The organism is Streptomyces sp. NPDC016677, from assembly GCF_055562815.1.
Window position 1 is genome coordinate 1 of record NZ_JBVHEO010000012.1, and the last position, 20,018, is coordinate 20,018.

General features: G+C 76.3%; 12 protein-coding genes and 1 pseudogene. 6 read left to right on the forward strand and 7 right to left on the reverse strand.

From position 1 onward, the window contains the following. Window positions 1-176, reverse strand: a pseudogene (locus ACZ3IG_RS26595) (esterase); the annotation flags it as partial. Window positions 177-757: 581 nt separating this feature from the next. On the opposite strand from ACZ3IG_RS26595, the gene ACZ3IG_RS26600 reads away from it, so the two are divergent. The 3 genes from ACZ3IG_RS26600 (at window position 758) to ACZ3IG_RS26610 (ending at window position 4,712) form a co-directional block, all read left to right on the forward strand. Further along, a complete protein-coding gene (locus ACZ3IG_RS26600) occupies window positions 758-1,408 on the forward strand; it encodes a response regulator transcription factor (protein ID WP_467435185.1) in 651 nt (216 codons plus the stop codon). 152 nt (window positions 1,409-1,560) lie between these two features. Continuing rightward, window positions 1,561-2,646: a hypothetical protein gene (locus ACZ3IG_RS26605; protein ID WP_467435187.1), complete on the forward strand. Its 1,086-nt coding sequence runs from the start codon at window positions 1,561-1,563 to the stop codon at window positions 2,644-2,646. Between the two features lie 179 nt (window positions 2,647-2,825). Then, entirely contained in the window at window positions 2,826-4,712 is a 1,887-nt protein-coding gene (locus ACZ3IG_RS26610; RefSeq protein WP_467435188.1) for a hypothetical protein, read from the forward strand. Window positions 4,713-5,320: 608 nt separating this feature from the next. On the opposite strand, the gene ACZ3IG_RS26615 is transcribed toward ACZ3IG_RS26610, so the two are convergent. Further along, entirely contained in the window at window positions 5,321-7,366 is a 2,046-nt protein-coding gene (locus ACZ3IG_RS26615; RefSeq protein ID WP_467435189.1) for a cysteine/serine endopeptidase inhibitor, read from the reverse strand. Between the two features lie 375 nt (window positions 7,367-7,741). Further along, window positions 7,742-9,232 (reverse strand): hypothetical protein, encoded by a 1,491-nt coding sequence (locus ACZ3IG_RS26620; protein ID WP_467435191.1) that lies wholly within the window; start codon window positions 9,230-9,232, stop codon window positions 7,742-7,744. Window positions 9,233-10,133: 901 nt separating this feature from the next. Between ACZ3IG_RS26620 and ACZ3IG_RS26625 the strand changes: the two genes are divergently transcribed. Further along, window positions 10,134-10,910, forward strand: coding sequence for a hypothetical protein (locus tag ACZ3IG_RS26625; RefSeq protein ID WP_467435192.1), 777 nt, complete (start codon window positions 10,134-10,136; stop codon window positions 10,908-10,910). A 40-nt stretch (window positions 10,911-10,950) separates the two neighbouring features. Continuing rightward, on the forward strand, window positions 10,951-12,294 hold the full coding sequence (locus tag ACZ3IG_RS26630; protein ID WP_467435194.1) for a hypothetical protein: 1,344 nt from the start codon (window positions 10,951-10,953) through the stop codon (window positions 12,292-12,294). Here ACZ3IG_RS26630 and ACZ3IG_RS26635 read toward each other — a convergent pair. From ACZ3IG_RS26635 to ACZ3IG_RS26650, 4 genes are all read right to left on the reverse strand, one after another. Next, a complete protein-coding gene (locus tag ACZ3IG_RS26635; RefSeq protein ID WP_467435195.1) occupies window positions 12,275-14,668 on the reverse strand; it encodes a hypothetical protein in 2,394 nt (797 codons plus the stop codon). The two genes, ACZ3IG_RS26630 and ACZ3IG_RS26635, sit on opposite strands and share 20 nt — an antisense overlap. A 190-nt stretch (window positions 14,669-14,858) precedes the next feature. Further along, complete coding sequence (locus ACZ3IG_RS26640; RefSeq protein WP_467435196.1) at window positions 14,859-16,559, reverse strand: ArnT family glycosyltransferase; 1,701 nt, start codon at window positions 16,557-16,559, stop codon at window positions 14,859-14,861. After that, window positions 16,556-17,548 (reverse strand): glycoside hydrolase family 26 protein, encoded by a 993-nt coding sequence (locus ACZ3IG_RS26645; protein ID WP_467435197.1) that lies wholly within the window; start codon window positions 17,546-17,548, stop codon window positions 16,556-16,558. The genes ACZ3IG_RS26640 and ACZ3IG_RS26645 overlap by 4 nt, the downstream gene beginning before the upstream one ends. Then, a complete protein-coding gene (locus ACZ3IG_RS26650) occupies window positions 17,545-19,167 on the reverse strand; it encodes a glycosyltransferase family 2 protein (protein WP_467435199.1) in 1,623 nt (540 codons plus the stop codon). Before ACZ3IG_RS26650 ends, ACZ3IG_RS26645 begins: the two co-directional genes overlap by 4 nt. Window positions 19,168-19,527: 360 nt before the next feature. On the opposite strand from ACZ3IG_RS26650, the gene ACZ3IG_RS26655 reads away from it, so the two are divergent. After that, window positions 19,528-19,983: a YbaB/EbfC family nucleoid-associated protein gene (locus ACZ3IG_RS26655; protein WP_467435200.1), complete on the forward strand. Its 456-nt coding sequence runs from the start codon at window positions 19,528-19,530 to the stop codon at window positions 19,981-19,983. Window positions 19,984-20,018: the final 35 nt, after the last annotated feature.

The following is a 20,018-nucleotide window of genomic DNA, read 5'->3' on the forward strand; positions in this document are numbered from 1 at the left end:
ATCCACTCCTCGTCCACCGCCGGCTTGGCGATGTCACCGGACTGCACCTCGTCCACCGCCTTGCGGCCCTCGGCCGGCGCAAGGTCGAACAGGTACGGGGGGTTGGCCGTGGCCTCGGCGAACGCGGCGGCGGCCGGCTCCAGTACCGGCTCGACCGGCTCGAAGGTGTGAGACATGCGGACTCCTGAGAACATCGTGAGCGTGCCGGATGCCGGTGATTCCGGCGCGGCGGGCCCACCGGACACGGTCGTCCGCCGGGCAGAACCCACCGTAAGGACTCCTCGGAACCGGTTTTGCGTACCCGCGCACCGATTCTGGTCCCAGCGCGCACAGCGCCGTGCGGCTCACCCAGGCCGTGTCGCTCCTGCTTCACCGAACGGCCGAACGGCCATCACCCCCTGCACGAAAGGGCGCAGGGAGGCGACGAACACGACCAGGGGAACCATCCGGCTACCGGCCTGCGGCTGACCGGCCCGGACGCCACCGACCACGCCGCCCACCGGGCCGACCCGGTGGGGCGCACCCGAACGGGAAATCCCCTCGTGCGCAGGGGAGTCGTTGTTCGACAGTGCACTGCTTCTGATTGATAGTGCATGGTCAGGCGGCCGACGGCGAGAGCGCGCCGCACGAGCTGTGATGATCGGGGCCGAGTGAAGAGCGCGCTGTCCGGCCCGGTCGGCACGGCCTGGTGAACCGGGCCTCCTCGGGGACGCGCGCTCGTGCCGCGCGCAGTCGCGCTCTCGACAAGGAGTCCCCCATGCCTGCTGGCAAAGACGAAGTGCGTCCCGTCCCGGGGGTCGTCGTTCAGGCCGACGACCTGCTGACGCGTGACGGGACCGCCGCCTTCCTCGAAGCGGACGAACGGGTCGAGCTGCTGCCCGCCGAGGACATCGCGGACGCCGACGTCCTGATCGTCCTGACGGCCTCGGTGAGTGGCAAGACACTGTCCCTGATGAGCCGTGCCAACCAGACCTCCGGCGGCCGGGTGCGGATCGTGCTGGTCGCCGACCACATCTCCGAACAGCAGCTCGCCCTCGCGGTCAACCACGGCCTAGTGAGCTTCCTGGTGCGGCCGTACACCAGCTTCAGCCAGATCCTCGCGGCGGCCGTCGAGGCGCACCACGGGCGGGCCGTACTGCCCCCGGTGCTGCTGAGCATGCTGCTCGACCGGATGCGCACCATGCAGCGGACCGACAGCCACTCCGGACTGCTGCCGGTGGAACTGTCGCAGCGTGAGGTCGACGTGCTCCAGCTCCTCGCGGAGGGCATGGACACCGTGGAGATCGCCACCAAGCTCAGCTACTCCGAGCGCCTGATCAAAAGCGTCATCCAGGCGGTGATCCGACGGCTCGAACTGCGCAACCGCACCCACGCCGTCGCCTACGCCATCCGCATGGGCATCCTCTGACCGGCCCCGGTGTCGAGAAGGGCACGAGTGATGTGCGTCGGTGCACGTCCCGTCCGCACGGGTCCGCGCCGCGACCGGGTCCTCCCTAGGCTTCCCGCGAGGCGTCGACCTGTGCGCGAACACCGATCCGTTCCACCGGGAAGGCATGGAAGATGAACCACCGCGAGCCGGGGGCCGGCCGCTCCGCCGAGTCCGCCGGGGCGCCGGGCGGGCAGGCGGTATGGGAGAGCGAACTGCCCTGGGAGTTCCCCGCGCCGGACGAGACCGCGACGGGCGGACCGCTCGCCGCGTCCGCCGGGGACCTCACCGGGCCGGCCACGGCCGTCGCCGCCCCCGGCCCGGACACCGGAGCGCGCCGGGCCGCCGATGACGCGCCGGCCCTCGGCGCCGCACCGGCCGCCCGCCCGGCACCGGCCGCCGAAGCGGCTCCGCCCGCCGCCGGACCGACGACCGCCCCGGAACGGCGGCCCACCGGACGACGGCCCCGCGGCGCCACCGGAGACCGCACCCCGCGCGGGCACCTCGCCAAGCCGATCCTGGCCGGAGCGGGCATCCTCAGCGCCCTGTTCCTGCTGGCCCCCCAGCTCCTGAACGACGACGCGCCGTCCACGACCGTGCAGGCCGGCCAGGAGGACGCCGACCCCGGCTCCGCACCGGCCTCCGACAGCCCCGAGGACGCCACCGCGGCACCGAGCGCGGCGCCTTCCGCGGCCCCGCGCGGCGGCGGCACCAGCGCCGGGCACGACCGCATCGCCGAGGTCGCGGCGACGGCGCCCGCCGAGTCGGGACGACCGGTGGCGGCCATGTCCCGGCCCCGGCCCACGGCCGGCTCCACGACCACGACCAGGAGCGCGTCACCGCACGCCACCGGCGAGTCCGACGAGCCCTCGCCGGAGCAGCAGTGGACGAGCACCGTGGTCAACGGCACCAGCGTGCTGGAGCCGGGACAGAGCTGGTCCACCAACCGTGTCGGCCTCGCCTTCCAGGGCGACGGCAACCTGGTCCTCTACGACAAGCAGGGCACCCCGCTGTGGTGGTCGGGAACCGCCGGGCAGGGCGGCGTCAAGGCCGTCTTCCAGGCCGACGGCAACCTGGCCGTGTACGCCGGGGACGGGCGGACCGTCTGGTCCTCGCGCACCGACGGCCACGACGGCTCCCGGCTGGTGCTCCGCGCCGACGGCGACATGGTGATCGAGCACGGCGGCACGGTGCTGTGGTCCACCGGCACCGCGATGTGACACCCCCGCTCCCCGGCGCCCGTCCCCCCGGGGGCACCGTCCCGTCCGTGCCCTGCCCGTGACCGCGCCCGGGACGGAACCCGGCGGACCGGCACGGGGAACCACCCGGCCGGTGCCCGCCCGCGGCCGGACGCCGGTTCCCGGCCGGCCGGTACGACGCCCCCACGGAGATGCCAGGCATGAGCGGCCACCCCACAGCAGCCCCCGCCCCCGTCGGCGGGCCGTCCGTACCCGGCCCCCGCTTCACCGCCCACCGCGCGGGCCACGCCTGGCTGATCGCCCCGGCCGGCGCCGCCGATCCGCGCGCCCGGGCCTTCACCGCCGGACTGGCTGCCGACCCCGAGGCGACCGTCGTCGTCGCCGACCTGCCCGACGGCGCGGACGACGCCACCCTCGACCGGCTCGCCCGGGCCGTCCCCGCGGGCAGCGGTGATCTGCGGCTGGTGTTCGGCCGCCCGCCGCTGCGGGACGCCGTGGCCGTCGCCCGGCGGCTCGCCGCCCGGCTGGGCCGGACGGTGATCACCGCCGAGGGACCGCTGACGCCCCTCCCCGGCGGCGGCCTGCACGCCGCCCCGGAGCACGGCGCGGGCTGGCTGCGCTGCCCGCCCGGTGGACCGGAACTGCCCGACTCCCCGACCTTTCCCCGGCCGTCGTGGGAGTCCGCCCTCCCCGACCGGCCCTGGCAGCTCGGCCGCAGCGTCGCCGAACCCCTCCCCGCCGGCGTGTGGCTGCGCCCCGCCCGGTGGGCCCCCGGCCCGGACGGCCACCGCCGGCGTCTCGTCCGGGACGTCGGGATCTCGGCGGACCTGCTCACCGTGGCGGTCGGCGCCCCCGGCGCCCCGGCGGTGCCGGTCGCGGACGTCGCCCGGTTCTGGCAGGACCTGCCCGCGTGGCTGCGGCCCGCCGTGCGGTTCCTGTGTTACGGGCCCGCCCGTCTGAGCGGCGGACGGCACGTCGGCGACGTCCTCGCCCAGGTCGTCGGCGAACCCGTACGCCTCCTCGGCGGCCTGCCCCGCCCGGGCGACGACGGGGACGAAGTCCTGCTGGCCGGTCCCGACGGCACACCGGGACGGCCGTTGCGCGCGCGGGAGTTCATCCACCTGCCCCCGGCCGCCGGGCCGTCCGGCGCGCCCGCCGCGCCGTACGCGGCGGTTCACCGGTGGCCGCTGGAGGGCTTCCCGGAGACCGGCCCCGGCGTCCACCGGCTCGCCGAGGACGTCGTCGTCGAGGTGGTCCGCAGCGGCCTGTGGGTACGGCCCGCGCAGGCCCCCGCGCACGCCGCGCAGGTGCGGGGCGCCGACCCCGACCCGGCGCACGAACGCGTGCTGTGCGACGCCGGCCCGGCCGGGCCGCTGCCCCGGCTCAGGCGGCTCGCGCAGGAGCTGACCCGGTCCTTCCCCGCCGACCTGCGCCGCGCGGTACGCGTCGGTGTCTGCCGCCCCACCGCCCCGGACGGCGCCCCCTCGCTCCCGGCGCCCGCGCCGGCCGGCGGCCTCGTCCCCACCGGACTGACGGCCCTCGCCGCCGAGGTGCTGCGCAGACACCCCGAACTCGCCGGCCCCGACCCGGACCCCGGCGCCGTCGCCGCCCTGGCCGCCGTACTCGGCCGGCTCGCGGGGGCCGGCCCGCCCGGGAGCCCGGACGACCTCGCCCTGCTCCGCCGGGGGCTGCTCATGCTCCCCGTCCACCACGGCCCCACCGGCCTGCGCGCCACCCTCGACGAACCGATGCGCCAGTGGTACGCCGCACAGCCCGAGATCACCGACCCGCAGGTCTGTGAGGCGTCGGCGCGGGGCCCCGCCGGCGCGCCGGGCGACACCGACTTCCTCATCTGGTCCGTGAACGGCCGCCGCACCGATCTGCTCGACCCGCTCAGCCCCGGCCGGGTGCTGTTCCTGCCCGGCACCCGGTTCCGGGTACTGGCCCCCGACCCCGGCGCCCCCGGCACCGTCCTGATGCGCGAGACGGCTCCCGACGAGGAGTCCGCCGACCCCGGCGCCGACCGCGCGGCCGTCCGGGACCTCGTCCGCGCCCGGCGGGACTGGAACGCACGGACCAGCGGCTGACCCGCGCCCGGACACCGGGTGTCCGGGGCGGTCCGCCCGTACGGGGGCGGGGGCGCCGCGCGGGCCGGACGCGCCGTACCCGTGCCACGGGGACCGGACGCGACGGGCCCGCGCCGGACCGGCGGCGCGGACCCGTGGTCTTCGAGGCCAGCGGCGCGGGAGCCGCGTGACGAGCCGGCGGAGACGGGGCTTCTGGTCCGCGCCGCCGTTGTCGTCGCTGACCGGCGGGAGGAGCCGCCGCCGGCCGTCCCGGGTCCGGCCCGTCACCGCGACGCCCTCGACGTCGTCCATCGGCGGACCGGCCCGCGGCTGCCCGCCGGGCGCGCCCGGAAACGGGCAGTCGGCCGGGTCGGCCCGCGGCGTCTTGCGGGCGGGACGTCCGACGCCCCGTCGAGGTGCTCCACGTCCCGCCCGGCGGGACACCGGTCCGCTGCGCCCCGCAGACCGACGAGGTGGACGCGGACGGTGTGCCGAACGCCGGCCGTGAAGCCGCGCTCCATGATGAGCAGACGGCCGTCCGGGGCGGCGGCGAGGTCCGGCCGGCCGCGGAGGCGGTGGCCAGGACCACCGCCAGGGCGAGGGTGCGCGCGCACGATGACGGGACGTCCTCAGTCGTCGTACGTGTCGGTGCACTTGCCGTCGGAGAAGAGCGGCCCCTCGACCACGGGGAGATCGTCCGCGGGGTCCTGGACGACGGTGGTCAGCCCGGTGAGCTTGCCCAGGCAGGCGTCGGCGGCGGACTCGCTGTCACCGCTGCCGCCACCGACGTACATGTCGAGCCATGTCGTCGCGCCCTCGGGGGCGGAGCCGAGGTCGTGGCAGGGACCGTCCTGCGGGCTGCCGCCGTCGCCGCAGGCGTCCTCGACGATGAAGTACCGGCGGACCTTGGGGAAGTAGAAACGGGTGCCGGCCGGGTAGTCCAGGACGTCCTCGCCGCTCTCGTTGCTGTGGCCGACGGCGAGGGTGATCGGGTCGTCCCAGGTGCCGGTGCCGCCGGCCTGGTCGTGGATGACGGGGTCGGAGATCTGGGCACTGCCCCGGGGGGTGTTGTCGAACCAGGTGTAGCCCGTGGTGAACGCGTTCTCGATCGTCCTGCCCGACCCGGTCGCGGTCACCGAGCCCTGACGGCGAGCGGCCGGGGCGGAGGGCTCGACGCCCCCTTCGGGAAGCCGCGCCGGCTCACCGGACGGCGAGCCCGCCGGGGAGGCGGGGACCGGGGCGAGCGCCCCGGAGCCGAGCGTCGCGGTGGCGGTGCCGGGGGCCGTGGTGCCGACGGCCTCGAAGGTCTTCAGGAACTGGTACGGCTCCTGTTCGGTGCCGCTGCAGTCCTCGGACAGCTGTCCGGCCTGGGCGCAGGACTTGTCCCGGCCGACCGCCCAGAACGCGAGCTGCCGGATGCCCTTCTCGACGGCGAAGCCGGCCAGCCGGCCGGCGTCCTCGACGGTGAAGGTCTCACCCGGGGTGTCGTTGACCCCGATCATCGGGGTGTTGCCCTGCATCGCCCACAGTTCCTGCTCGGACCGGTCGGGCCAGATCTGCCCCAACTGCGCGTGCAGTGCCGTCGCCGCGTCGATCGCGGCCTGCCCCATGTTGTCGACCGCGGAGCCGTAGTCCATCGTCATGATGTTCACCAGCGACACCCGCAGCCCCGCCTGTGCCGCGTCCTGGAGCAGTGCGAGCCCGTCGGCCTGCAGTCCGTCCGTGCCCGACGGCAGCGTGAACTGCACGTCCAGATGGCCGCCGGCCGCCTCCACGTCCTTCTGCAACGCCGCCAGCGCCTCGTTGCGACGCCGGTTGGCCTCCGTGTCCGCCAGCGTGGCGCCCTCGATGTCGAAGTCGAGGCGGGACAGCCCGTAGGCGTCGACGACCGACCGGTACTGCTCCCGCAACGCCTGGGCCGAGTCGCAGCCCAGCGCCAGTTCGCTGCCCGACGCGCCGCCGAACGAGGCGATGACGTCGCCGCCGGCCGTACGCAGCCGCTGGATCGCCTCCAGCCAACCCGCGTCCTGCACCGGCTGGTTGCCGTTCAAGGTGGCCTCGCAGCCGCCGCCGTCCAGGAAGAACGCGAGGGTGGCGTAGCGCAGCCCGGCCGCCTGCGCGTCCGTCAGGACGGACGGGGAGTTCCAGGTCTCGACGTACGGGGCGGCGTACCGGGAGGGGAAGGCCGGCCCCGTGGCCAGGGGCGCCGTACCGCCGTCGTCGGGGGAGGCCGGGGGATCGAGGTCGTCGCCGTCCGCGGTGACGAACTTCCAGGTGATGCCCTCCACCTCGCCCTTCTCCAGCGGCGCGAGCTGCTCGAAGGCGGACTGGCTCAGGTCGAGGTGGCCCGACTCGCAGGAGGGGCACATGTCCTTCACGGGCACCGTGATCGTCTTGCCCTCGTAGGACACCCGCACCGAGACGCCGTCGCACAGCGGGTCCTGGTTGGGGTCGGCGGACGTCCACCACGCGTGGGAGACGGCGACGAGGTCCTCGGTGGCCGCGTCGACCTGGGTGCCGCAGGCGCCGTAGCCGCTGTCGTTGTAGTACGTCATCTTGCCGGCGATCTCCTCGGTACTGACCGGGGTGTCGGCCAGTGCCAGGGACACGCCACCCAGGGCGACGGCCACCACGGCGACGGTGCCGCCCGCGATGACCCGGTTCCGGAAGGACACGCTCTCTCCTGATCGGTCGGACGAGTGGGGCCCGGCCCCCGGCCCGGACTGCGGGGCCGGGGCCGGGGCCGGTGCGGGTCCGGGGCGGACGCCGCGCCGGGCCGATCATGGGAGACGGGGGACCGGCGGGGAGGCGGACCGCCGGCCGTGTGCCCGGCGGGCCACCGACTCCGCCTCTTCGGCCACCACGCCGTTCCGGCCGGCGCGGTGACCACTCGTGCACGGCCATCCGCAAACGGGCAGTGCCGCGCCGCCCGCCTTGTGGATCTTGGGCCGGCTCTGGTCCGATGGCCGGGTCGGACACTTCCTCCTGCCACCGGGGAAGCGCGTACAGGACGGCCAGGACAGCGGGTGAGAAGGCATGCGCGAGACGCCTCACCGCCGCACCGGCCGCACACCGGCCGGCCGGTCCGGCGCGCGGTCCGCCGGGGACGGCACCCGATGAGCCGGCGCCACGGCGGATCCGGCGCCCTGCGGACCCTGGCGGCCCGGCTCGGCGGCTCCGGCCCGGCCGGCTGCGGTCCCGTGGTGCTGCTCCGCCCGGACGGCGCCCGGTCGGCGGACCTCTCGGCGACCGTCGACGCCCTGCGGCTGGCGGACCCCGGGCACGCGACGGTCGTGGTCACCACCGGCCAGGACGGGTCCCGGGGCGTGTGGCGGCGGCTCGCCCCGGTGCTGGACCGGTTCAAGAAGTCCGGCGTCACCACGGTGCGCCTGGTCTGGGCGGGCGCCGCGGCCGGCCGGCCGGACCGGCCCGCCCCCGCCCGCCGTGTCGGCGACCGCTGGGAGATGGAGGTCGTCGCCCCGGCCGGGCCGGTGGTGGTCGCCCCCGGCGGTTCGCTGTTCGCCCCCGCCGGGCCCGACGGCACCGGCGGCTGGTGGCGGCTGGCGCCCGGCCTCGCACCCCGGCCGCTGGGACTGCGCCACCCCGTGCCGGGCTGGGAGGACGCGGCGGCCCTCCTCGCCTCCGACGCCGTCGAGGACCATGTGGTCACCGCCGTGCCCGCCGGTGTGCTGGTCCGCCGGGCGGGACCACTGCCCGGTTCCGCGCCGGACGTCGGCGCCTCCATCCCCGTGGACGGGGACCGGCTCACCGTCGTCGTCGGCGCCCCGGGCACCTCCGAGGTCACCGCCGGGGCGCTGGCCGCGCTGCTGACCCGGCTGCCGGCCCGCGCCCGGTCGGCCCTCCGTCTCGTCCCGGGCGACGGACGGGACCTGCTGGAGGTGGGCCAGGAGACCGCGGACCTGCTGGGCACCGAGGTGGAGGTCGTCAGCGGCGTCCCCGCCCTGCTGGAGTCCGCGGACGGCACGGCGGCCGAGGCGGTCGTGCTGCTCGAAGCGGACGGCGAACCGGCGTGGCGGCCCTACGCCGAGGCGGTCGCCTGCCGGCCGGCCGGCGGCGGGCGCGCTCCCGCGCCGCGCGTCCTGCGCCCCCGGCCCCCGGTCCCCGGCGAAGCCGTCGGCGCGGACGGGACGCTGCCACTGGACGAGGTGTGGCAGGCCGCCGTCACCCGCGGAGGACTGTGGGTGGGGCCGCGTGACACCGCGCGGCCCACGGCCCTCGGGTGGACGCTGGACCCCGGCACCGTGACGATCGACGTCGGAGTGCCCGGGCGGACCCTGGACGACGGGGTGTGGCCGGTGCTCGACGGCTTCCTGGAGCGCCTCGAACCCGGCGTCGTCGAGCGGGCAGCCCTGCACGTACGGGGCACCGGCACCGCGCGCGGCGGCCGCCGGGCTCGACGCCTCGCCGAACGCCTCGGACTGGCCCTGGAGTACGACGTGGAGCCGTCCGAGGACCACGAGGACCCACAGCGGACGCGCACCGCGGGACAGCGGGAGGGCACGCCGGACGTCCCCTGGCACGCCGCGCCGATGAGCGTCCGCATCCGGCACGTGGCGGCTCCGCCGCCTCCCGCCGGCACCGCCGCGCCGGACGCGGCGTCCGCCGTGCGGGCGGCCGGCCGTGGGGCGCCGTCTCCGGCGGGGCCGGCCGACGGCGCGGCGGCGGCACCGGCTTCCGGGGGGGCGGGTGGGAGGTTCCCCGGTGTCCGGGGGGCGGGCCGGTGGTTCTCCGGTGCCGTCCGCCGTGGGGAGCGGCGCGCCGGGTCACTCCGTCTCCGCCGGTGGACCCGCGGTGACGGGCGACGCACCGGCCGGGGGCGCCGACAGCGCCGGTGCGGCCGCGCGGCCGCCCGTCGTGCCGGTCGTCGCCTCCTCGCGGATCGCCGACGGCCCGGCCGCGCACCTCGGTCCACCCGCCGTGCCCGCCGTGCCGCCGGGCTTCGCCGAGGCCTACGCGGCCAGCCGTTCGATCGGCGGCCCCGCCGCACGTCCCGTGCCGGTGGCCTGGGGGACGCCGGGCACGGGACCGCGCGGGGAGCGGGCCGCGCGGGGCACGGCCGCCCCGGTCGCCCCTCCCGTGCCGGCGCCGCCCGGGTCTGCCGTGCCGGGTGGGTCTGCCGGTCGCCGGCCGGTCGCTCCGGTGCCGCCGGTGGCTCCTCCCGGCCCGGGTGCCCCCGTCGGGCCCCGGCCGGTCGCGTCGGCGCCGCCTGCGTCCGGTGTGCCGGGTGCGCCGCTGTCCTCGGACTCCGCCGGGGCGGCGGAGCCCTCCGCCGGGGCGCGGGCGGGTGTTCCGCAGGCGCCGCCCCCGTCCCCTGTGCCGGGCGCGCCCGTCGGGTACCGGCCGGGCACCGCCCACCCCCCGTCCGGCCCCCACCCCCCGTCCGGCCCCCGCCCCCCAGCCGCGCCGCAGGCAGCCCCTCCGGTGCGGACCGGGCCGTCGTACCGGGGCGGGCCCGCCGACCGGCAGGCGTTGCGGGCGCTCGCCGGGGACCAGTGGTGGCAGCAACAGGCCGCCGTCGGCCGGATGCTGACGGTGTCACCAGGGCTGCGCGGCGGCGACCCCGACGACGTCGTCCTCGCCGGCCTGATCGCCGTACGCTCCTTCCTCACCCTCGACGACGCCCCGCTCGGCTGGCGCTGGCTGGAACGGCGGCTGGTCGCCGGTTCCGCCGACGCCCACCCGTGCCTCGTCGGCCTGGCGTCCGGGCTGAGGAGACTCCCGTCGTACCGGGGGGCCGTCGTACGTGCCGCGGGGACGCTCCCGCCGCGCGCCAGCGCGCCGCTGCCCGGTACCGAACTGTGCCCCGCCGGGCCGGTCGGCGCGTACGTGCGGGAGGGCGCCCCCGCGCCGGCCGGCGACCGGTACCTGATCTGGTCGATGACCGGCCGCAGAGTACGCGCCCTGACCGGCTCCCCCGCACGGACCGGACCGGAGGAGGTCCTCTTCGCGCCCGGCACCCGCTTCCGTGTCCTCGGCACCCGGGGCGGCACCGGCGTCACGACGGTACTGCTGCGCGAGGTGGCGGCCGGTGAGCCGGCCGGCCGCCCCGGTGACCAGGACGCCGCCGACCGGCAGGCCATGGAACAGCTGACGCAGGCGGTGGCCGGCCCCGCCACGGCCGAGGACCCCGCACCCTGGCCACCCCGGCTCGCCGGGCCGCTGGCCGAGGGACACCCGCGCGGGGACGGCACGGTCTGACACCTCGGCCGGCCGCACCCACATCGTTGAGGAGAGGAACATGTCCGCTGAGCGCAGGACGCCACGAGGCGGCACACCCCCGGAGGGCACCGACCAGTTGAGGATGCGGCGCGCCGTCGTCCTGACCCCCGCCGAGCCCGACGGCGGGGCGGAGCCGTTGCCGCCGTCCGCCGGCCCCGGCGCGGGCGGGCAGCGGCCCGACGGCCCGCGTGGCCGCCGGGACACGGGGGCGCCTCAGGAGCCGGCCGCCAAGTCCGGCCATCGCCAGATGCTCGCCGCCGCGGCGGTCGCGGGCGCCGTCCTGGTCGCCCTGCCCCTGGCGCTGAGCGACGACGACAAGAGCGACCACGAGGTCGACTACGAGGCCTCGGGCCACCGCACCGCTTCCCCGTCGAACACCGGACCCGACTTCACCATCGACGTGCCGACGCCCACGTCCGCGCCCACGTCCACGTCCACGTCCACGCGGGATTCCGGCAGCCGGGAGACCGAAGCCGGTGATCCCCCAACGGCGTCCCCGTCCGCGTCGGCCTCGACGGCCGTCCCGGTCTCGCCCCGCAAGACGTTCCAGGGTCCCGGCATCCGAGCACCGCACCCCTCCGCCGCCGCCACCTCGAACCCCGCCGCGCGGACCGCTCCGGAGCCCGCTCCCGCCCGAACGCGGGTCGCCCGGGCCGCCGACGAGCACGTCCCCGACTCCACCGGCTCCTCTGACACCACCGACTCTTCTGACACCACCGACTCTTCTGACACCACTGACACCACGGCCCCTTCCCGTACGACTTCTCCTGAGCCCGAGAACGTCGTCGCGCTCGCGGCGGGCCCCGACGACACCCCCGACAACAACTCCGACGCGCAGCAGCCCACGGAGCCGGCGGCCCCGGCCATCACCTCCGCCACCGTCACCGCCTTGGCCGACCCCGGGACGACGGTCGCCAGGGACACGCAGGCCGACCCCGGCACACCCGTTCCGCAGACCCCGGCGCCGGACCCGGGCGGCCCGGACGCCCGGACCGCGCAGCGGACTCCGCCGGCCGAGGCGCAGACGGCCGCCGCCGATACGGTCGTCCAGGCCACCCGGGTCCTGGAGACCGGCCAGTCGATCGAGTCGGCACGGGCCGTGCTGACCCTGCGGGAGGACGGCAACCTCGTCGTCACCGACGAGAACGGCACCGTCCGATGGTCCTCGCACACCGAGGGCCGGGGCCACAAGGCCGTCTTCCAGGCCGACGGACACCTCGTCGTCTACACCGCCGACGACGCGACCGCCTGGTCCTCCGGCACGGCGGGCCACGACGGTGCCGAACTCGTGCTGCGCGGCGACGGGGACGTGGTGATCCAGCAGGGCGGCACCGACCTCTGGGTCAGCGGTACCGCCCACTGAGCGCCATCGGCCGCGGCTCGGCCCGGGACCGGTCCGGTACGGTCACGGGACCGGCCGGGCCGTCCGGCCGCGGCGGCCGGGCGAACGGGTCGGGGCCGCGCAGGCGCGCCACGCCGGCGCGCTCGTCCGCGCGCCACAGCCGCAGCGCCGCCACGAGCCGCCGCCGCACGGCCTCCGGGCCGGTCCCGTCGGCGCCGCAGAATCCCGGAGGCGGCAGCTCGCCCAGCAGCACCACCGCGCGTCCGCCCGCCGGGGCGTGGACCCCGAGGACCTCGAACCGCGTGCCCGGCGTGAACAGCACCCGGTCCGGCAGTTCGGGCTCCAGCAGTGCCGTACGGCGGCCGGTGACCGAGTGGACGAGGACGTCGGTGTTGCCCGGGGCGCCCGGGGTGCCGGTGAGCGACGCCGCGCAGACGTGGTGCGCGACGGCCGTCCGGTGGGCGCGGTAGCGGTCGAGAGCCGCTGGGTCCAGGTCGGTGCGCAGCGCCGCCACGCCGTGGTGGACGGGGAGCAGGGACAGGGCCGCGAGGGTGTCCGGGGCGATGTCCGAGGGCCCCTCGGGCGCGGGCGCCCCGAAGTCCCGCTCGGCCCGCAGCGCGGGGACGGTGAGCTGGAGCCGTACCGCGAGCAGCCCGGCGAGGACGATGTCGGGCGGCAGGAGCCCGCCCAGCCCGGGTTCGTGCCGGAGCGCCAGCGCGACGACGGACGCGTCCCTGGGCGTGCCGGTGCTCGTCCAGGGCGGGGGCACCGGCGGAACGGGCGCGGCGCGTGGCGCGGGCGACGACGGTTCCGTCGGCCGGGGGAGGGCCGGTGCTGCCGACGGCTGCCGTGTCGGTGCCGGAGCGTGAACAGGCGCCGCGGCCGCAGCCGGAGCAAGTGCCGGAGCAGGAGCAGGAGCAGGAGCAGGAGCGGGAGCAGGAGCAGGAACCGGAGCAGGTGCCGGAGCCGGAACGAACACCGGAGCCGGCGCGGCGGGCAGGGCCGGTGTGCGGCGCGGGCCGGCCGGTGCCCCCCAGGGCCGGTCGGCGGTCGCCACCCGGACCAGCAGGCCGTCCTCGGCGGGCAGCCGCCGGACGACGTCCTCGGCGAGCCGCCGCAGCCGAGGCAGCTCCTCGACGGCGCTGTCGTCGCACAGGATCAGGGCGTGCTGCGGATCGGCGGGTGCCGCGCGCACCTCGTCGGCGTGGGCCGGTTCGACGGACGAGCGGACCCACAGCCCCCACGGCAGGACCTCCAGGACCGCGCCGGGGCCGCCCCGGTACAGGCCCTGACGGAGCATCGGCAGATGGCCGAGCGGCCAGCGGTGGTCCGTGGCCAGCGGGGTGGGGGAGGCGGTTCCGGGCTCCGGCGGCAGGTGGAGGAACTCGCGGGCGAAGACGGGCCGTGCCGGTGTCCCGTCGTGCCGCAGGATCACCACGTCCTCGCCGGCGTCCCGGCCGATGCGCGGATCGCCGGTGGGGAAGCCGTTGCAGACGTGCACCGGTTCGCCGGTGAGGGCGGCCAGGGTCTCACCGAACGGCCGGCTTCCTGGCTCGTGGACGGTGCCGTACAGCACGAAGCGCGGGGCGGCCGGGGGATGGCCGGGCAGGGTGCGCCAGAAGCGGGCGACGTCCTCGGCCGGCGGTTCCGGGGCGCCGGGGGAGCCGAGCACGACGGTGGGCGCGTCGTCCCGGCAGCGCAGCCGGGCGGCGAGCCGCCCCCGGTGGCGATGCTGGTCGGCGTCCTCAGGCACCGGCCGCAGCCACACGCCGGCGCCCACCGGTTCGGCGACGGCGGACTGACCCACCGGACGGGGACGGTCGGGCAGACAGCCGTCCCACGCCGGTGCGGGGAAGCGGCGGGAGAGGTACCGGCTCTCGCCGTGCGGGACGCACCGCACCCAGCCCCGGCCCCGGTCGGCGCCGATGAACAGGGTGCCGCCGGCACAGGGCCGTACGATCCCGTCGGGCACGGCCACGGGCTGTCCGAGCCGCCGGGCCAGCTCGCCTCCCGCGGGCGCGGCGCCCCGGTCGGGGGTCCGGCCGAACACCACCCGCAGCCCGGCGAGTCCGGCGGGCACCTCGTGGGCCAGCGCCTCGGCGACCGCGTCCAGCGGCGCGCAGGGCGGCAGGTCCACCACCACCAGGGTGTACTCGGGGTCGGCGGCCAGACCGGCGGCGAACAGCAGCGACTGGCGGTCGGGGCCGGCGGCGGGGTGCACCAGCCAGGCGTTGCCGACCCGCCGCACCCCGTACCGCTCGGCGAGGGGCAGGGGCGCCGCGGGCGCCACCGGCGTCACGGCCGGCAGGACGGCGGGCGGTGCCGTGCGGGTTCGCGACGGCAGCCAGGGGCGTCTCCTGCCGACCGTGCCGCCGTCCCGGTTCCTCGCCGTCAAGGTGCGGTCCGCCCGGGCGCGCGGCCCTGGCGGCCGGCCGTCCCCCTGACCTGACTGCGTTTCATTCGCGGCATCTCCGTGGTGGTGCTGAGGCCCCGCTGTCCGGGGCGATGATAGGAAAATCGGGCGACGTCGGCCGGGTTCGCGCCCGTGCGGGAAGGGACTGTGCCCCTCGGGGCAGCGGATGGCGTCACGACGTGTGGGCGGCGGGCAGCCGGAGCCAGATCTCGAAGTGCCCCGAGCCCACGGAGGTGCGGTACGTCAGCGCGCTCGCCAGCCGGTAGCGGCCGGTGGCCCGCATCTCCCGGCGGATCAGGGTCTGCACGTCCCCGGGCTGGTCGGACCAGTCGAGGACGACCCCGTCGAAGTACCCGTCCTGGATCGCCGCCCGGTAGCCCTCCGGCCCGCTCAGGTGCCCGCTCTTCCGGCCCGCGTAGTCGATGTAGAAGATCGACGTCCACAGGGTGTAGTCCGTCAGGCCCCGGTCGGTGAGGTAGTAGACGGGTCCCTCGTGCGGCTGGCCCAGCCACTTCTGGCCCGGGCGGACGTTCTTCGCCAGTTCCGGGATCAGATGGCTCGTGTCGGGCCAGACACCGTAGTTCTGCGCGGACTGCGACATGCCGAAGGTGAGCGCCAGCACGCCGACCGCGATCACCGCCTGGGGGAACCGGAGGTGGGCGCCCATCAGCCGGGACAGGCCCACCCCGGCCATCGGGGCGGCGAACAGCAGGCCGTACCCGATGTGCTTGTGCAGCGAGATGCTGGTCTGGAGGTGGATCTGGTACGCGGGGGCGAGCAGCGCGGTGCCGGTCAGGACGGCACCCAGCGCGAGCCGCCACCCGCGCGGGGGCGCGACGGCCCGGTGACCGGGTATCTCCCCGAGCCCGTGGCGGCGGGTGTGCAGGACCGTGCCGAGACAGGCCAGGGCGAACAGCAGACCGCCCCACCGGACGCTGTCGCGCACCAGCAGCCCCACCGACGTGGTGCCGTGGGCGCGTTCGGTCGTGGTGCTCTGGATCGCCTGGAGGTAGTCCGTGCTCACCAGGCCGATGCCCAGCAGCAGCACCGTGCCGGCGGTGAACACCGCCCCGCGCCGCACCGCCTCCCGCGCGCCCAGCCGCCGGTACGCCACCAGCATCAGCAGCAGCGCCAGCGTCGGCAGGTACAGCGCCGAGGCGTACTTCACCCCCACCGCGAGCGCGGCCACCGGCGCCGTGGCCAGCGGCAGCGCCCAGTGGCCGGTGGCGTTCCCGACCAGGAGCCAGGCGGTCAGCGCGAGCAGGGACAGCGACATCGCGTCGTACGTCGCGAAGTTGCCCAGGAACAGCGTCGACTGGGTGACCGAGAAGACGCCCGCCGCGAGCAGCGCGGCCCGCTCGTTGAACAGCATCCGGGTCAGCGAGTACAGCAGGCCCGTGGCGCCCAGCATGAACGCCAGGCTCATGAGCCGGACACCGGTCAGCCCCGCCGCCGAGTCCACCCAGGCCGCCAGCACCGGGTACAGCGCGGGCGAGCCGGAGAAGTAGGTGTCGAAACCGCCGTAGTCCGGGGCGCCGTGGAACAGGTGGTCGATCATGGCGTGGCCGGCGTACACGTACAGCGCCTCGTCCTCGAAGGCGCTGTTGCGCAGCCGCAGCGACAGCACCGCCTGCGCCAGCAGCAGACAGGCCAGCAGCGCCCGGCTCACCCGGGTCCGGCGCGGCGAGGGCCGCGCGGACCAGCCGCGGTCGGGTACCCGGCCCAGCACCCAGTCGGCGCGCGTGATCTCGTCGAAGGTGTAGCCGGGGGCGGGCTGCGGGCCGCGCGCGGCCGGTACGCGCAGCCGCAGGGTGGACTCGGGGTCGTACCCCCCGTCGGCGGTGGCGACGGGGTGGTCCTCGGTGGCCGTCATGGGCGCCTCACGTCGAAACCGAACCGCGGGTCGGCGACTGCGCGGCGGAAGGCGTCCAGCGCCCCGGTACTGCTGTCGATCCGCCAGCCGGTGCGGTCGGCCGCGTCCACCCAGACGAAGCCGACCACGTCGTCGCGGGTGGTCACGGCCCGCGTCAGGTCCGTCACCACCGCCGTCCTGCGCCCGCCCGCGGGAGCGGTCGTCCCGGCGACCAGCACGGGGGCGCGGGTGAAGGCCCGCGCCTCCCGCACCACGGGACCGAAGAGGCCGTCGTAGGTGCGCGGCCCGTCCGTGCCGTACCGGCCCGTCAGCCCCAGCCAGTCGGCGTACGCGTCCCCCGGCCAGTACGGCTCCAGCGGCACCGCCGGCCTCGCGGTCACGGTGGGGCTCCACACCCAGACGACGTTCGACACGCCCGTGTCCTGGAACAGGTCGTGGACGTGCCGCCACGCGCCGGTGAAGTCCTCGGCGCCCGCCGCACGGGGGCCCCACGGCCGGCCGCGCTCGTTCATGCCGGGGGCGAAGGCGAGGGCGACCGGCACATTGAGGTCGCGGACCCTCTCGGCGGTCCGCCGGACGCGGCCGTCGTCCGCGCCCGCCGCGATCTCCCGCAGCGTCCGCCCGTGCGGTTCCCACGCCAGATACGGCAGCATCCGCTGCCGCCACACCGCCCGCACCCGGTCCGCCGGGAACTCCTCGTCCCACGAGAAGCGCTGCGCCAGCAGGTTGGGCGCCTTGCCGGCCTTCCGCGTCCACAGGTCCAGGTACCCGGGGGTCACCGACGCCCCGGCGAAGGAGACCCCGAGGTACTTGCGGCCGTCGCGGGGCCGGATCAGCCAGGTCACGTCGAACGGCACGTACGGCGCCGTCCGCCGCGTCGAGCCCTCCCCGCCCGCGCCGATGGGCGCCGTACGGCTCGGGGCGCAGCCCGCCGCCACCGTCGAGGCCAGCGCCCACCGGAGGGCGGCCCGGCGACCGGTCACCGTCATGCCGGCACCCCCTCGGCGGGTTCCTCGGGCCGGGGGACGACCACCACCCGCAGCACGGCCGCCGCGTAGAACAGCCCCGAGGCCAGCGGCAGCGCGAAGTCCTCCGGCACCATCGTGTCCATCCGCCACAGCGCGGCCCCGACCCACAGCGCGGTCGCCGGCACCGTCCACGCCCAGACGCCGATCCACAGCCGCCGGGTGTTGTCGCGGCGCGCCCCGCCCGACCCGGTGGGCTGCCAGCCCATCGTCCGGCCGCGCAGCACGTCCCAGATCGCGAACAGGTGCGACCAGCTGTAGAGCACCCGCGCCGCCCACGCCTCCAGACGGTAGGGCGCCCGGTGCCACAGCGGGTACACCACCACCAGGTACACCAGCCCCGGCAGCAGCAGCCGCATGTCGGTGAACTTCACCTGCTCCGGGAAGAACAGCAGCAGCACGCACACGATCAGCGGCCCGGTGAACAGGATCAGCGCGGACTCGATGTAGTAGACGAACCCGGACACATAGCACAGGCGGCTCGCGAACCGCATCGGTACCTTCCAGAAGTCCTGGACGCTGCCCAGCATGCTCATCGACGCCATGCACCAGCGGTACTGCTGGCTGTAGTACGCGCCGATGGTGTCCGGGCACAGCCCGGTCGCCAGCGCCAGCGGCACATAGCGCAGGTCCCAGCCGCGTGCCCGCAGGTCGAAGCCGGTGTGCATGTCCTCGGAGTGCTCGATCAGACTGGTGCCGCCCACCTCCGCGAGCGCCGTGCGCCGGTACACGGCGCACGAGCCGACGCAGATCGAGCCGTCGCTGCGCTGCCGGGACACCTGCACCGAGCGGTAGAACAGCTCCTGTACGGCGCCCGCGCCCCGCTCGATCCAGTTCTGCTGCTCCAGCACCCGGAAGAACTGAGGGGACTGCACGATCCCGAGGCCGGGATCGGCGTCCATGTACGGCAGCAGTTCGCCGAGGAGGTCGGCGCGGGGCACGAAGTCCGCGTCCAGGATGAGGATGAACTCGCTGTCGGAGTGCGCGAAGCCGTGCCGCAGGTTGCCGGCCTTCTTGAACCATCCCCGGTCCGGCCGCACCAGGTAGCGGAAGCCGAAGTCGTCCGCCATCGCCGCCACTTCGGGACTGTCGGAGTCGTCCAGCACCAGCGGCTCGACCGTCCCCGGGTACGCGTCGGCCATCCGCTGGAGATACGTCCAGGTGTTGTGCAGCACCTCGATCGGCTCACCGCACACCGGCAGGAACACATCGACCGACGGGTATCGCCGCGGCGCCCACGCGCGCACCAGCGCGCGGTGCGCCGCGAGGTCGAAGCCCCGGCCGGACAGCTCCAGGCGCAGCGAGATCAGCACCCCGAGCACCGACAGCAGCAGCACGGGCGCGAAGAACCAGATCCACGGTCCGTGCCGGGCGGAGTCCACCTGGCTGTAGAGCACACACCCGAACCCCAGGAACGAGGTGCTGGTCAGCAGCCAGGCGCGGCGCTGGACGTACGCGTACTTCTCCCGCTCGTCGGGCGGCGTAGGCAGCAGCCCGACGGGGGCGGCCGGACGGGCCGGGCGGACCGTCCGTACGGTCCCGCGGGAGGGGGCGGCGCGGTGGGCAGCCATACGTGCGGCCATACAGGGGGCTCCAGGGGGCTCCGGGGGCGGCTGGTGGGGAAGCGGTCCGGGGACGGGCCGGCCCGAGGGCCCGGCGCCGTGCGGCCGGCAGCACGCGGGCCAGGCTAGGGAGCCGCTCGGCACGGTATGCGCGGGCGGGCGGGACAGCGCCTTTCCGGGCAGGAGGTGTGCACCAAGGAACGGCCGCCGTCACGCCGCCGGTCCACCGGCAGGCGTCGGCCGTCCCTTCGGACAGAGTCGGCGTTCAAGCGGGCAGGGGCCGCCACCTGCTGTTTCGCGGGCCCGCCCGCGTCCTGTTGATTGACTCCGCAGCGGTGGCACCGGGCCGTCCGCGCGTCGGACCGCGGAAGGAGCGAGCGGGTGTCCACACCGTTCGACGAGCAGATCGGGGAACTGGGGGAGACCTACCGCACGCAGTTGGCGCAGCTCGCCGACCTCCAGCGCCGCATGCGCGAGGTGTCCGGTACGGCGACCGCCAAGGCGCAGGCGATGAAGGTCACCGTCGGCCCGCAGGGCGAGCTGCTGTCGGTGGAGTTCCCCACCAACGCCTACCGCCGCATGACCCCCAGGGAACTGGCCGACCTCATGGTCGCCACCGTCCAGGAGGCCCGGTCCAGGGCCACCGCCGAACTGGCCAAGGTGCTCACCCCCCACCTGCCCGAGGGACTCGACGCCGAGCACCTGCTGCGCGGCACGGCCGACGTCGGTGAACTGCTGCCGCCCGAGCCCGCCATGCCGGACGCGGTACGCGCCTACGTCGAACAGGGCCGCGTCACCCCCGACACCGGCGACGGCCCGCGCATCGCCCACCGCTGAAACGTCCCTTCGCCTCTGCCTTGGAGTTGAGCCCT